13 protein-coding genes are annotated in these 13,758 nt (G+C 70.0%); 3 read left to right on the top strand and 10 right to left on the bottom strand.

What is annotated here, in order from left to right; genetic code table 11:
* Nucleotides 1-27 precede the first annotated feature (27 nt).
* From clpX to tig, 4 genes are all read right to left on the bottom strand, one after another.
* On the bottom strand, nt 28-1,323 hold the full coding sequence (clpX, locus tag VHD82_RS22065; protein WP_325706963.1) for an ATP-dependent Clp protease ATP-binding subunit ClpX: 1,296 nt from the start codon (nt 1,321-1,323) through the stop codon (nt 28-30).
* A gap of 258 nt (nt 1,324-1,581) precedes the next feature.
* Nucleotides 1,582-2,208 carry an ATP-dependent Clp protease proteolytic subunit gene (locus VHD82_RS22060; RefSeq protein WP_325706960.1) on the bottom strand — a complete coding sequence of 209 codons (627 nt, stop codon included), beginning with the start codon at nt 2,206-2,208 and terminating at the stop codon, nt 1,582-1,584.
* A gap of 25 nt (nt 2,209-2,233) precedes the next feature.
* Nucleotides 2,234-2,848: an ATP-dependent Clp protease proteolytic subunit gene (locus VHD82_RS22055; RefSeq protein ID WP_325706957.1), complete on the bottom strand. Its 615-nt coding sequence runs from the start codon at nt 2,846-2,848 to the stop codon at nt 2,234-2,236.
* A gap of 139 nt (nt 2,849-2,987) precedes the next feature.
* Complete coding sequence (gene tig / locus VHD82_RS22050; protein WP_325706954.1) at nt 2,988-4,391, bottom strand: trigger factor; 1,404 nt, start codon at nt 4,389-4,391, stop codon at nt 2,988-2,990.
* A 200-nt stretch (nt 4,392-4,591) separates the two neighbouring features.
* Here tig and VHD82_RS22045 point away from each other — a divergent pair, with 200 nt between their 5' ends.
* Nucleotides 4,592-6,160 (top strand): FAD-binding oxidoreductase, encoded by a 1,569-nt coding sequence (locus tag VHD82_RS22045; RefSeq protein ID WP_325706951.1) that lies wholly within the window; start codon nt 4,592-4,594, stop codon nt 6,158-6,160.
* Here the strand turns inward: VHD82_RS22045 and VHD82_RS22040 are convergent.
* Genes VHD82_RS22040 through VHD82_RS22015 form a run of 6 tightly spaced genes read right to left on the bottom strand, consistent with a single transcriptional unit; the run spans nt 6,148 to nt 9,908 of the window.
* Nucleotides 6,148-6,369 (bottom strand): ferredoxin, encoded by a 222-nt coding sequence (locus VHD82_RS22040; protein WP_325706948.1) that lies wholly within the window; start codon nt 6,367-6,369, stop codon nt 6,148-6,150. The genes VHD82_RS22045 and VHD82_RS22040 overlap by 13 nt on opposite strands.
* Entirely contained in the window at nt 6,366-7,568 is a 1,203-nt protein-coding gene (locus tag VHD82_RS22035; protein ID WP_325706945.1) for an NADH-ubiquinone oxidoreductase-F iron-sulfur binding region domain-containing protein, read from the bottom strand. Before VHD82_RS22035 ends, VHD82_RS22040 begins: the two co-directional genes overlap by 4 nt.
* The gene (locus VHD82_RS22030; protein ID WP_325706942.1) at nt 7,565-8,140 is read right to left on the bottom strand and encodes a ferric reductase-like transmembrane domain-containing protein; all 576 of its coding nucleotides are present in this window, start codon (nt 8,138-8,140) and stop codon (nt 7,565-7,567) included. Before VHD82_RS22030 ends, VHD82_RS22035 begins: the two co-directional genes overlap by 4 nt.
* Nucleotides 8,125-9,036: an FAD:protein FMN transferase gene (locus tag VHD82_RS22025; protein WP_325706939.1), complete on the bottom strand. Its 912-nt coding sequence runs from the start codon at nt 9,034-9,036 to the stop codon at nt 8,125-8,127. Before VHD82_RS22025 ends, VHD82_RS22030 begins: the two co-directional genes overlap by 16 nt.
* Nucleotides 9,036-9,266 carry a hypothetical protein gene (locus tag VHD82_RS22020; RefSeq protein WP_325706936.1) on the bottom strand — a complete coding sequence of 77 codons (231 nt, stop codon included), beginning with the start codon at nt 9,264-9,266 and terminating at the stop codon, nt 9,036-9,038. The genes VHD82_RS22025 and VHD82_RS22020 overlap by 1 nt, the downstream gene beginning before the upstream one ends.
* Nucleotides 9,267-9,269: 3 nt before the next feature.
* Nucleotides 9,270-9,908: a hypothetical protein gene (locus VHD82_RS22015; protein ID WP_325706933.1), complete on the bottom strand. Its 639-nt coding sequence runs from the start codon at nt 9,906-9,908 to the stop codon at nt 9,270-9,272.
* 132 nt (nt 9,909-10,040) lie between these two features.
* On the opposite strand from VHD82_RS22015, the gene VHD82_RS22010 reads away from it, so the two are divergent.
* The gene (locus tag VHD82_RS22010; protein WP_325706930.1) at nt 10,041-11,636 is read left to right on the top strand and encodes a sensor histidine kinase; all 1,596 of its coding nucleotides are present in this window, start codon (nt 10,041-10,043) and stop codon (nt 11,634-11,636) included.
* Nucleotides 11,633-13,585, top strand: coding sequence for an ArnT family glycosyltransferase (locus tag VHD82_RS22005; RefSeq protein ID WP_325706927.1), 1,953 nt, complete (start codon nt 11,633-11,635; stop codon nt 13,583-13,585). The genes VHD82_RS22010 and VHD82_RS22005 overlap by 4 nt, the downstream gene beginning before the upstream one ends.
* Nucleotides 13,586-13,758 lie beyond the last annotated feature (173 nt).

Here is a 13,758-nt window from a genome sequence, read left to right as displayed (position 1 = left end):
CTCCAGCCCGTCCGGGCTACCGGCCCATTACGCGGACTTCTCGCCACGCTCCGTGCTGCGCCGCCGCGAGGGCTGACGGGACACGATCGTCGGGTTCACGTTCTCCCGCACCGTCTGCTCGGTGATGACCACCTTGGCGACGTCGTTGCGGCTCGGGATGTCGTACATCACGGGCTGCAGGACCTCTTCCATGATGGCGCGCAGACCGCGGGCACCCGTGCCGCGCAGCACCGCCTGGTCGGCGATCGCCTCCAGCGCGGTCTTGGTGAACTCCAGCTCGACGCTGTCCATCTCGAACAGCTTCTTGTACTGCTTGATCAGTGCGTTGCGCGGCTCGGTGAGGATCCGCACCAGCGACTCCTTGTCGAGGTGGGTCACGTTCGCCACGATCGGCAGCCTGCCGATGAACTCCGGGATCAGCCCGAACTTGATCAGGTCCTCGGGCATGGTGTCGGAGAAGACGTCGCTCTCCTCGATCTCGGTGCGGGTGCGGATGTCCGCCCCGAACCCGAGCCCCCGCTTGCCGACCCGCTCGTTGATGATCTTCTCCAGCCCGGCGAACGCGCCGGCCACGATGAACAGCACGTTCGTCGTGTCGATCTGGATGAACTCCTGATGCGGGTGCTTGCGCCCGCCCTGGGGCGGCACGCTCGCGGTGGTGCCCTCGAGGATCTTCAGCAGCGCCTGCTGCACGCCCTCGCCGGACACGTCGCGGGTGATCGACGGGTTCTCCGACTTGCGGGCGATCTTGTCGACCTCGTCGATGTAGATGATGCCGGTCTCGGCGCGCTTCACGTCGTAGTCGGCGGCCTGGATCAGCTTGAGCAGGATGTTCTCGACATCCTCGCCGACATAGCCCGCCTCGGTGAGCGCGGTGGCGTCGGCGATCGCGAAGGGCACGTTCAGCATCTTCGCGAGCGTCTGCGCCAGATAGGTCTTGCCGCAGCCGGTGGGGCCCAGCAGCAGGATGTTGGACTTGGCGAGCTCGACCGGCTCGTCCTTGGAGTCCTTCGGCCCGGACTTGTCGTCGGACTGGATGCGCTTGTAGTGGTTGTACACCGCCACGGCGAGCGTGCGCTTGGCGTCGCTCTGGCCGATGATGTACTGGTCGAGGAACTCGTGGATGTCGAAGGGTTTCGGCAGCTCGTCGAGCTTCACGTCACCGGCTTCGGCCAGTTCCTCTTCGATGATCTCGTTGCACAGGTCGATGCACTCATCGCAGATGTAGACGCCGGGGCCGGCGATGAGCTTCTTCACCTGTTTCTGGCTCTTCCCGCAGAAAGAACACTTCAGCAGGTCTCCGCCGTCGCCGATCCGTGCCATGACCGTTGACCTGTCCCCTCCGGAGCGCCGGATCGCGCACCTGTCCGTGTACCTGCCCTCGCCGCCCAGAGACAGCGGAACTTTCCGCACCGCCTCTGACGGTACCCGCCCGACGCGCCTGACGGGAGGACCATCGGTCCTCCGACGCGTGGCCGACGGACCCTAGCCCCGCCCCGGGGCCGATGCCGCGCGGGCCAGCCTAGGTCCCGGAGCCGGTGCGTGCCTTCAGCGACACGCACCGGCTCCGGCCGTGGATCATCAGCCGTCGGACGCCTTGCGGTAGGGCAGCACCTCGTCGATGATCCCGTACTCCTTGGCCTGCTCGGCCGTGAGGATCTTGTCGCGCTCGATGTCCGCGCGGACCTCGTCGGGCGTCTTGTTGGTGTGCTTGGCCAGCGTGGTCTCCATCAGGCGGCGGACCCGCTGGATCTCGTTGGCCTGGATCTCCAGGTCCGACACCTGGCCGTAGGTGCCCTCGGTGGCGGGCTGGTGGATCAGCACGCGGGCATTGGGCAGCGCGAGCCGCTTGCCCTTGGTGCCCGCCGCCAGCAGCACGGCCGCGGCCGAGGCGGCCTGGCCGAGCGCCACGGTCTGGATGTCGGGACGCACGAACTGCATCGTGTCGTAGATCGCCATCAGCGAGGTGAACGAGCCACCAGGGGAGTTGATGTAGATCGTGATGTCACGGTCGGGGTCCTCGTGCTCCAGGTGCAGCAGCTGGGCCATCACGTCGTTGGCCGACGCGTCGTCCACCTGGACACCCAGGAAGATGACCCGCTCCTCGTAGAGCTTGTTGTACGGGTTGGATTCCTTGATCCCGTAGCTCGTGCGCTCGACGTACGAGGGCAGGATGTACCGGGACTGCGGAAGCTGAAATTCGCTCATTGCCTTCTCCTACTTGCGCGCCCGGTCAGCGGCCGCCGTTGGCGGACGGAAGCTGGTTCTCCCTGGTCAGCACCTGATCCACGAAGCCGTACTCGCGAGCCTCCTCGGCGGTGAACCAGCGGTCGCGGTCCCCGTCCCGGATGATCTGCTCGACCGACTGCCCCGTCTGGTCGGCGGTGATGCGGGCCAGCTCCTGCTTCCACTTGCCGAACACCTCGGCCTGGATGGCGATGTCGGAGGCCGTGCCGCCGACGCCGGCGGAGGGCTGGTGCATCAGGATCCGGGCGTGCGGGAGCGAGTAACGCTTGCCCGGGGTGCCGGAGGAGAGCAGGAACTGCCCCATCGAGGCGGCGAGGCCCATCGCGTAGGTCGCCACGTCCGGCTCGATGAGCTGCATGGTGTCGTAGATGGCGAACCCCGCGGTGACCGAGCCACCGGGAGAGTTGATGTAGAACCTGATGTCGGACTCGGAGTCCTCCGCGGCCAGCAGCAACAGCTGGGCGGTGATCCGGTTCGCGACCTCGTCGTTGACCTCGGAACCGAGCACCACGATGCGTTCCTGGAGCAGCCGCTCGGACACCGAGTCGGTCAGGTTGAGCCCCGCGGTGCTGGTCCGCGCCTCGGGCTTGTGCTGCGTCACGTCTGCCTGCCTTTTCGCCGCCGTGGATCCCCGCGAGAAGATCCACTGTGGACTTTCGTACTCAATGAGATCTTGCAATCGACCCTAACGAACTCGGGCGGCGCAGAATGCCTGACACCGCCCAAGTTCGCTGAGAGCTTTACCTTTCCGCGCCGGACTCCGCAGCCTCGGTGACCTCGGTCTCAGTGGCCTCGCCCGCGTCGGCGGCCGGGGCCTCCTCCTCGGCGGAGCCGAAGAGCTCATCGAGGTCGACCTCGGCGCCGGACGCGTCGGTGACCTTCGCCTTCCGCACCACGGAGGCCAGGGCCTTGCCGCGCCGGACGTCCGCGTAGATGGCCGACAGCTGGCCGGACTGCTGGGCCCGCTGCACGTACTCGTCGGGGCTGACCCCGAAGCGCTGCGCCTGGTAGAGGATGCGCTCGGTCAGCTCGGCGTCGTTGACGCTGGTCTCCTCGGCGTCGGCGATGGTGTCCAGCAGCAGCTGGGTGCGCACCGCCTTCTCCGCGTCGGCCTGCAGCTCGGCGTTGAACTCGTCCAGGGTCTTGCCCTCGGACTCCAGCACCTTCGCCAGCGCCTCTTCGCTGTGGTCGAGGTCGTGCACCGCGTCGTGCTTGCGGCTTTCCACCTCGGCCTCGACGACCTTCTCCGGCAGCGGGATCTCGACCTCTTCGAGCAGCTGCTCGAGGATCTTGTCCCTGGCCTGGACGCCCTGCTGGACCTTCTTCATCCGGGCCAGCCGCTCGTGCAGGTCGGCCTTGAGCTCGTCGATCGTGTCGAACTCGCTGGCCAGCTGGGCGAACTCGTCGTCGGCCTCGGGCAGCTCACGCTGCTTGATGCTCTGCACCGTCACCGACACCTCGGCGTCACGGCCCGCGTACTGGCCGGCGACCAGCTGGGTGGTGAAGGTCTTGGTCTCGCCCTCGTTCGCCCCGATGATCGCCTCGTCGATGCCGTCGACGAGCTGGCCGGAGCCGATCTCGTAGGACAGCCCGGTGGTCGAGGCCTCTTCGACCTCTTCGCCGTCGACCGTGGCCGACAGGTCGATCGAGACGAAGTCGCCGTTCTCCGCGGGGCGCTCGACGCCGGTCAGCGTGCCGAAGCGGGCGCGGAGCTGGTCCAGCTCGGCGTCCGCCTCCTCGTCGGTGACCTCGACGTCGTCCACGCTCACGGTGAGCCCGTCGAACTCGGGCAGGCTGATCTCGGGCCGGATGTCGACCTCGGCGGTGAACTCCAGGACGTCGCGGTCCTCGAGCTTGGTCACCTCGAAGTCGGGCTGGCCGAGGGTGCGCACCTCACCGGCGCGCACCGCCTCCATGTACTTGGCCGGGATGACCTCGTTGACGACCTCATCGAGCACCGGCGCGCGGCCGATCCGGCTTTCCAGGACGCGAGCGGGCGCCTTGCCGGGCCGGAAGCCCGGGATGCGAACCTGCTGGGCGATCTTGCGGTAGGCGCGGTCGAAGTTCGGTTTGAGTTCGTCGAACGGCACCTCGACATTGATCTTGACTCGCGTCGGGCTGAGCTGCTCGACGGTGCTCTTCAACGTGTTCTCCTCGAGCCATACAGGGATAGTGGTCATGCTGATCGCACGGGCACGCTAGTGCCCGAAGTCCGAGTCTAGGCCAGGCACTTGACAGCCCCGGCCTTGGCCTGCTGGCCGCGCTGTGACGTGGCCGAAGTTTACATTTCAACTCGTTTTGTCTACCTTCTTCGCAGCAGGTCCCCCGTGCGGAGGAGCCGGACGTGACAACCGTTGAGGCACAGGCACTTCCCCGGTTTCGGGTGACGGTTCCGGAGGTGGTGACGCCCACCCTGCTGCTCTTCGGCGGCTCGCTCGGCCTCGGCGCGTCCGCGGTCTGGCTGGCGCTCGGTGAGCACTTCCCGGCGTGGGTCACCGTCCCGATGCACGTGGTCGCGATGTTCGGGCTGTTCGTCGTCGTGCACGAGTCCTCGCATCACGCGGCGGGCAGGCTCACCTGGATCAACGACGTGCTCGGCCGGGTGGCGATCCTGTTCACCTCGGCGTTCGTGTCCTTCCCCGCGGCCCGTTTCCTGCATCTGGAGCAGCACCGGGCCGGCGGGCAGGCGCATCTGACCCCGTGGAACCTGCGGGGCCCGCGCTGGCAGCTGCCGCTGCGCTGGATGGCGACCGATCTGTGGCACGCCTTCGCCTACTTCCAGCGCACCGCGAACCGGCCGCAGGCCGAGGTGGCGGAGTCGCTGGCGATGCTGGTGCTGCTGCCCGGCACGCTCGCCGCGGTGACCGGCACCGGGCACGGCCTGGAACTGCTGATCGTCTACCTGCTGCCGCAGCGGCTGACCATGTTGCTGGGCGGGTGGTGGTTCGACTGGTTCCCGCGCCACCACTCCCCGGACGCGCGCAGTTATCGCAGCGTGCACAGCCGGTATCCGTCCTTGCCGTTCTACCGGTACCTCCAGGGATGGCGCGCCGACCGGGAACCGTGGTGCGCTCCCCCGCCGGCGCCGGCCCGAAGGGGCGAATTCCACCGGCTCACCGTCACGAGCGTGCGGCGGCCGCTCGACCGGGTCGCGCTCGTCGGCTTCACGGTGCCGCCGGAGCTGCGGAACGAGTTCCGGTTCACCCCCGGTCAGCACGTGACGCTGCGCGCCGTCGTGGACGGAGAAGTGCTGCGGCGGAAGTACGCCGTCCTCGCGCGGCCGGGCGAGGACGAGCTGCACGTCGCGATCAAACAGCTGCCCGGCGGGCGGTTCTCCGGCTACGCGACCTCGGCGCTCGCGCCCGGCGACGAGCTGGACGTGCTGCCGCCCGAAGGCGAGTTCACGCTCTGCCCCGAGAGCCGCGACACGAAGCACTTCGTGGCGATCGCGGCGGGGATCGGGATCGCACCGGTGCTGCCGGTACTCGGGCACGCGCTGGCCACGGCGACGCGCTGCCGCGCCACGCTCCTCTACGTCAACCGCAGCGGAGCGGACACGCTTTTCGCGGAAGAGCTGAGCAAGCTGACCCGCCGGTTCGAGGGGCGGCTGCGGGTGGTGCATTTCCGCACCGACGAACGTGACCCGGAACTACGGCCCGCACGCACGGCCAAACCGTTCGACAGCATCGGCTCGGCGCTCGCCATTTCCGACGAGCGTTACCAGCCCGGCGCGTTCGACGGCGCGCGGCTGCGCGCGCTGCTGGCCGCGCGGCTGCATCCGGCGAAGGTGGACGAGTGGCTGCTGTGCGTGCCGCCCGCGCTCGCGGACTCGGTGCGGGCCGTGCTCGCCGAACACCACGTGCCACCGGACGCGATCCACGGTGAAACGTTCCACGTCGTTCAGCCTGCCTGATTTTCCCTCAACCGCAGGGCAAGCGTCGGGCACAGGCGGACGGCGCGCTTCGCGTGTTCGCTCAGCTCCGGCCGGACGACGGTCTCCCGCGCGCCGTCACGCGGCACCGGGAATCCCCACGGGTCACGGGAAAGGGTCTCCGGCAACAGCTCCGTGCACAGCCCGCGGCCGTCGCAGGCGGTCCAGTCGATGTGCAGCCGTACAGTCATTTCTTCCTCCTCGCCGCGCATTCGCCGCGCAGGTGCCAGGCGACTTCGTCGCCGAAGACGGCGAGCGTGCTGCGGACGAACCGCGCCGCGCCGTCGGGGTGATGACAGGCGCCGCGCCCGTCGACCAGATCCGCGAGCCAGCCCACCCGGCCCGGCACGTCGGGCGTGCTCTCACCGGCCGCGAGCGTGCGCAACGCCCGCGCCATCGCGGGCAGTCCATTCAGGCAGGGGCCGCACTGCCGGGCACTCTGGCCGGCAAGGTAGCCGACCACGTCCGCGGCGGCCGACAGTCCACAATGGTCGGTGTCGAGCGCGACCGCGACGCCCGCCCCGGGCGAACCGCCGATCGCGCCGAGTTCGTTGCGGGACAAGCTGATTCCGACGTTCGCCGCCGGCACCCACGTGCCGTGGTAACCGCCGACGAGCACCGCGCGCAGATCGGCCGACGGCCCACCTGCCAGCGCCAGCACCGCGTCGAGCGGGGTGCCGATCGCGACTTCGTGCACTCCCGGCGTCCGCACCGCACCGCTGACCGTGACCAGGAACGTGCCCGGTTCGGCGGCCGTGCCCCTGCGGCGGAACCATCCGGCGCCGTACCGCGCGATCTGTGCGATATGCGCGAGCGTTTCCACGTTCTGCACGAGCGTCGGGCGCCCGCGGACGCCGGAGCGGACGGTGAGTTCGAGCCGGTCGGCCGGCACCGCGGGCCTGCCCTCGATCGCCGCGACCACAGCGGATTCCTGCCCGCTGAGGAATCCCTCCGGCGAGTGCACGACGGCCACCGGGATGGCGTCCCAGTTCCGCGCCACGCGTTCGGCGAGCGCGGCCCGCACCGACTCCGACACCGGACCCGCCGGCACGTACAGATAGGCCCCGGCCGCACGCACGGCTTCCGCCGCCAGCTGCAGCCCGTCCAGCACGAGATGCGGGGCGCGGAGCAGGAGCGTTTCGTCCTTGCTGCTGGCCGGTTCGCCTTCCGCGCCGTTGCCGATCACGACCGCGGACCTGCCCTGCGCGACCACGGAAAGCTTGCGCCACACGGGAAATCCCGCTCCCCCACGCCCGGTCAGCCCGGCCTCCCGGAGTTCCGGGACGAGCTGCCGCCGCCACGGGACCGGGCCGCTGAGCCGCTGGTGCGTGTCGAGATCGGGGGCTGCCGCGTCGAGCAGGCCCTGCACCTCGGTGAGACTGATCGTCATACCCGGGCCTCCATTCTGGGTACGGCACGGCGTTCGGTGAACCGTGCCGAGAGCCGCCAGCCGAGCGAACCGAGCACCGCGGCCACGCAGATCACCGCGAGCACGAGGAACCAGGCGCTGAACGCGTCGGTGCCGGTGCCCAGCGCGTGGATCAGCGCGATGGGCCACAGACCGTAGGCGGCCCAATGGATTCCGCGCCAGGTGCGGTGCCCGATGCGGTGGCGCAGCAGGCTCGTGACAACCAGCGCCACGATGAGATCCAGCGCCACCGTGCCCAGTCCCTGCCAGAACGGCCGGTAGTCGCCGGCGAACGGGAAGATCACGTCGAAGATCCGCAGCTGCGCATACGGGTCGAACAGCAGCAGACCCACGTGCAGGACAAGGAAAACCGTGGCCAGCAGGCTGGTGTTGCGGTGCGTCTCGGCCACCGCGAACCGGGGCAGCCACGGCGCGGGACGCCCCGAGCGGGTGGCGATGCCGAGCACCATCGTCAGCGTCAGCAGCACCAGCGCCACCACGCCGGAACCACGCCCGAAGTCCCATAATGCCTGGCTGGTCATGGCTCCGGCCAACCGCCGAGAGTGAGCACCCGGCCATCCCGGTGCACGAGCCGGGCGGGCACGCCGAGGCCGGAGAGCCAGCCGGGCGCGTCCTCGCCACGGACGAGCGCCGCCGTGGTCCAGGTGTTCGCGTCCACGCAACGATCCGCGACCACCGAGACGCTCCGCCACGTGCGCGGCGCGGGCTGGCAGGTGCGCGGGTCCAGCACATGGTGCAGCAGCCTCTCCCCGCGACGCCAGGTGCGGGAGTTGGTGCTGGAGGTGGCCATCGCGGCGCCGGAGGGCACCGAGACCGTGCACGCGGGATCTTCGATCCGGTCGCGCACCAGGATCTTCCAGCCGCCGGCCGGCGCGGCGCCCGCCGTGGCGAGGTCTCCGCCCAGCTCCACCAGCACGCCGGTGCCCAGGGCCCCGGCCACGAGGCGCGCGCAGTGGTCCGCCGTCCAGGCCTTCGCCGTGGCTCCGAGATCCATGTGCACACCCTCCGGCACGGTCAACCTGGTGCCGTCCAGGCGAATCCGCCGCCAGCCCGGCGCGGGCCGCAGCTGGATCGGCAGCGCCGGCCCGTCCGCGGGCACCAGCGGCAGATCCCGGTCGTACCCGAGCTGAGCGAGCGCGTCACCCAATGTCGGATCGACGTCCCCGCCGGTCCGGCGTGCGGCCTCGAGCGCGGCGGCCACGAGTTCCGCCAGCAGATCGCCGATCTCGACCTCCTCACCGGCGCGCTCGGCGAGCGCGAGTTCGGAGTTCGGACGGAATCGGCTGCACGCTCGTTCCACCTCGGTGAGTTCCGTCTCCACCAAGGCTTTCGCCTCGGCGAGCGCGGCGGGGTCGGTGACGACGACGCGGGCGGTCGTGCTCCACACCGGCCAGCGCGCCGTGGTGGCGCCGGTGAGCAGGGCGGTCATCACGATCCTCCCGACTGCGCGTGCGCGGAACCGTCGCTCGACGACATCCCGCTCGTGCCCGAGTACGACTGAGTGTCCGAAGTGGACGATTGAGTGGTCGAGGTCTGGGTCGAGGAGCTGTCGTCGCCGGAAACCCCGCAGGCGACAAGCGTCGCACCGGCGGCACCGGCGACGGCCAGCCCGGTGGTCACCAGCGCCACGCGGCGCAACCCGGTCTCACGCGTGCCCATGGCTCAGCCCTGGCCTGTCGTCTGGCCGCTGCCGCTCTGGCCGGAATTCTGCCGCGGCAAGGTCCCTTGCTGCTGGCCACCGGCCTGACCGCCGGTGCCGCCACTCGCCTGGCCGGTGCCCTCGGTGAGGGTGTCGGCCGTCGCGGTGTCGCCCGAAACGGAGGCGACCACGGTGACCGTGTCGCCGGTGGCGATGCTGCTGATGTCGGCGTTGTTGCCGACCGCTGTCCCGCTGTCGATGGTGTAGGTCTTCGTGTACCCGTCGGTGCTCTTGGCGGTCAGCGACGTCGAGTCGACCGCGGTGACAGTGCCGGTCTGCACGAGTTCGGTGGTGTAACCGCCGTTGCCATCGGAGACCACGTACTCACCGTGCAACGCGCTGCTCAGCGTGGCCAGTCCGCCGGTGCCGCCGGACATCTGCCCGCCGCCCGGCCCGCCCTGCATACCACCCTGCGCGCTGGTGGAGTCGGTGGAGCTGCCTGCGACGTAGATGGCCGCGCCGCCGGCACCGACAACGGCGACGGCGACCGCCACGGCGGCCAGTGTCTTGCGGCCGGACCAGCGCTGCGGCGGGCGGCCCTGCGGCGCGCCCCAGTTCTGGTCGGGAGTGCTCTGCTGCGGGGGCAACTGTTCGGTAGTCATGGACCCGAGTCTTCGAGCACGCTCTGTGTGAAGCCTGTGGGAGTTATGTCGGGACCCTGTGTCCCGCAATCACACAGCGGTTACACAGGAAGCACACAAGGACCCCACACGAAACCGGCCCATCGTCGAGTCATGAACGTGCGGAAGTCTGCCCACCGGGCGGAACCGCGGCGGCGGGTGCGGCCGCTGCGGACGAAGCTGATCGGGGCTCTGCTCGCGCTGCTCACCGTTGTCTGCCTGGTGATCGGCGTGATCAGCGAGTTCGCGCTCGGCGCGTTCCTCACCCAGCAGGTGGACAAACAACTGCACGACACCGTCAACCGCTCGCAGAGCTTCAACGGCGGGCCCGGCCGCGACCACGGTGACGCGCTCAACGCACTGGGCACCGCGACCGGGACCGTGCACGCGCTGTTCTCCCCCGGTCAGACCCAGGCCGAAATCCTGGACACGCAACAGGGTTCGCCGGTGCCGAACCCGCAGCCGATGGGGCTCGCCGACCAGGAGGTGCTGCGCGGGGTCGCCGCCGACGGCAAGACGCACACGGTTTCCCTGTCCGAGGGCAGCTACCGGGTGATCGCGGTGAACACGGACAACGGCGTCGAGGTGTTCGGCCTGCCGATGGACCAGGCGGACGCGACCATGCTGACGGTCGGGCTGATCCTCGGCGGCGTCGCGCTCACGGCCGTGATCGGCGCGGGTGTGGTCGGCGCGTATGTGGTGCGCCGGACGTTGCGCCCGCTGGACCGCGTCGCGGCGGCTGCCGCGAAGGTGACCGAAATTCCGCTCGACCGCGGGGAAGTCGGCCTGTCCGTACGGGTTCCGGTGACCGACACCGACCCGGCCACCGAGGTCGGGCAGGTCGGTTACGCGTTGAACCGGATGCTCGGCCACATCGACAACGCGCTCGACGCGCGGCAGGCCAGCGAGACCCGGGTGCGCCAGTTCGTCGCCGACGCGAGCCACGAACTGCGCACGCCGCTGGCCGCGATCCGCGGTTACGCGGAGCTGACCCGGCGCGCCAACGGCCGCGTGCCCGCCGACATCGCGCACGCCATGTACCGGGTGGAATCCGAGGCCTCCCGGATGACCACGCTCGTCGACGACCTGTTGTTGCTGGCCAGGCTTGACGCCGGCCGCCCGCTGGAGGAGTCCGAGGTGGACCTGACCCGCCTGGTCGCGGACGCGGTCGGCGACGCGCATATCGCCGGGCCAGAGCACCGGTGGCGGCTGGAACTTCCGGAAGCCCCGGTCACCGTCAGCGGCGACGCGCAGCGGCTGCACCAGGTGCTGTCGAACCTGCTGGCCAACGGCCGCAACCACACTCCACCCGGTACCACGGTGACCACGCGGCTGGCGGTGTCGGCAGACGGGAGCGCCGTGCTGACCGTGACCGACAACGGGCCCGGCATCCCGCCCGACCTGCTCCCGAACGTGTTCGAGCGGTTCGCGCGGGGTGATTCGTCCCGTTCGCGGGCCGCGGGCAGCACCGGGCTCGGGATGGCGATCGCCGCCGCCGTCGTATCCGCGCACCACGGCACGGTGGAGGTGCACAGCAGGCCGGGCCGCACGGAGTTCGAGGTCCGCCTGCCGCGCGCGGTGCTGACGATCGACGCCGCCGTGACCGAGGAGCTGCCCCGGGTACCCGGACAGGTGATCCGGACGTCCACAGGGTTCTCACAGGAACGGCACAACCTCGGCCAAGGTGTGGCCGGGACCCTGGACCCATGACCGTGCTAGCCGAACGCTCCGCTCCGGAAAGTCCGCCCAACTCGAGCCGAAGGAGCCGTCTGCTGCACGGGAGACCCGGCGACCCACGCTGGGTGCGCCCCACGCTGCTGGGCCTGCTCGTGGTCACCGCCGTGCTCTACCTGTGGGATCTCTCGGCTTCCGGCTGGGCCAACGCGTTCTACTCCGCGGCCGCGCAGGCCGGCGGGGAGAGCTGGAAGGCGTGGTTCTTCGGCTCCAGCGACCCGGCGAACGCGATCACCGTCGACAAGACGCCCGCCGCGCTGTGGGTGATGGGCCTGTTCGTGCGGGTGTTCGGGCTCAGCTCGTGGAGCGTGCTCGTCCCGCAGGCGCTCATGGGTATCGGCTCCGTATACGTGTTGTATGCAACCGTGCGGCGCGTCTCCGGCCCCGGCGCCGGCCTGCTGGCGGGCCTGGTGCTCGCGGCGACGCCCGTCGCGGCGCTGATGTTCCGGTTCAACAACCCGGACTCGCTTTTGGTACTGCTGCTGGTGATCGCGGCGTACTGCACGGTGCGGGCGATCGAGAAGGCCGGCCCGAAATGGCTGGTGTTCGCCGGGGTCGCGGTCGGTTTCGGCTTCCTGGCGAAGATGCTGCAGGCTTTCCTCGTGCTGCCGGCATTCGCGCTGGCCTACCTGATCGCCGCGCCGACCGGGCTCGGAAAGCGCTTGCTGCACCTGCTCGGCGCGCTGGTGGCGGTGATCGTTTCGGCGGGCTGGTACATCCTGGTGGTGCAGCTGTGGCCCGCCGCCGGCCGTCCGTACATCGGTGGCTCGCAGACCAACAGCATCTGGGAGCTCGCCTTCGGCTACAACGGGTTCGGCCGGATCACCGGTGACGAAGTCGGCAGCCTCGGCGGCGCGCAGAGCAGCGGCAGCTGGGCGCGGTTGTTCAGCAGCGAGATGGCGGGCGGGATCGCGTGGCTACTGCCCGCGGCGGTGCTCGCGCTGGCGGCGCTGATCTGGTTGAGCTGGCAGGCTCCGCGCACGGACGCGATCCGCGCTTCGGCGGTGGTCTGGGGCGGTTGGCTGCTGATCACCGGTGGGGTGTTCAGCTTCATGAGCGGGATCATCCACCCGTACTACACGGTCGCACTCGCGCCGGCCGTCGCCGCGCTGGTCGGCATGGGCGCGGCGCGGCTGTGGCGGCTGCGCGCGCATCCGGTGGCCGCGGGGCTGCTCTCCAGCGGGGTCGCGCTCACCGGGCTGACCGCGTTCATGTTGCTGGACAAGGAAACCGACTTCGTGCCGTGGCTGAAGTACCTGGCGCTGGTGCTCGCGTTGTTCGCGGCGGTGGGGATCCTGGTGGCCGACCGGCTGCCCCGCCCGGCCGCCCGCGGGATCGCGGTCATCGCGCTGGTGGCGTCGCTGGCCGGGAGCGGGGCTTACACCATCGCGACAGCTGCGACTCCGCACAGTGGCGCGATTCCCGCTGCGGGGCCCAGCGGCAGCAGCTTCGGTGGCGGTGGTCGCGCGTTCGGTGGCGGCCAGGGCGGGATGCCCGGGGGTGGTCAAGGCGGCCAGACCAGTCGGCAGGGTGGCGGTCCTGGTGGCGGTATGGGCGGGGGCATCGGCAGCCTGCTCACCACGAGCACGCCGAGCCAGGAGCTGGTCCAGCTGTTGCAGAAGGACAGTGCCGGTTACACCTGGGCCGCGGCCACGGTCGGTTCGAACCCGGCGGCCAGCTACCAGCTCGCGGCGGATGTGCCGGTGATGGCCGTGGGCGGGTTCAACGGTACCGACCCATCGCCGACGCTCGCGCAGTTCCAGGAAATGGTGCAGAACAAGGAGATCCACTACTTCGTCGGCACCGGTTCGTCGATGGGCGGCTCCTCCGGCAGCGACGACGCGGAGCAGATCGCGCAGTGGGTCGCGGCCACCTTCACGGCGACTACCGTTGGCGGGACGACGGTTTATGATCTGAGTTCTTGAGCTTCGGTCCCCCGGGCCCCTCTCCGCACAGGCGGGGAGGGGCCCTTTTTCGCACTGCGCGCGGGGCGCGCTAAGGCACCCCCGCCCCGATCCGTGGCGGGTGCGGGTGGCCTGGGTTTCGTTGCCGGGCGGCGGTTCCGTTGGTGGCCGGCCGGTGGTCCCTTTCTTCACAG

It is taken from the genome of Amycolatopsis sp. (genome assembly GCF_035546795.1).
In the GTDB taxonomy this organism is placed as follows: Bacteria; Actinomycetota; Actinomycetes; order Mycobacteriales; family Pseudonocardiaceae; genus Amycolatopsis_E.
This window is presented reverse-complemented; position numbering and strand designations above follow the sequence as displayed.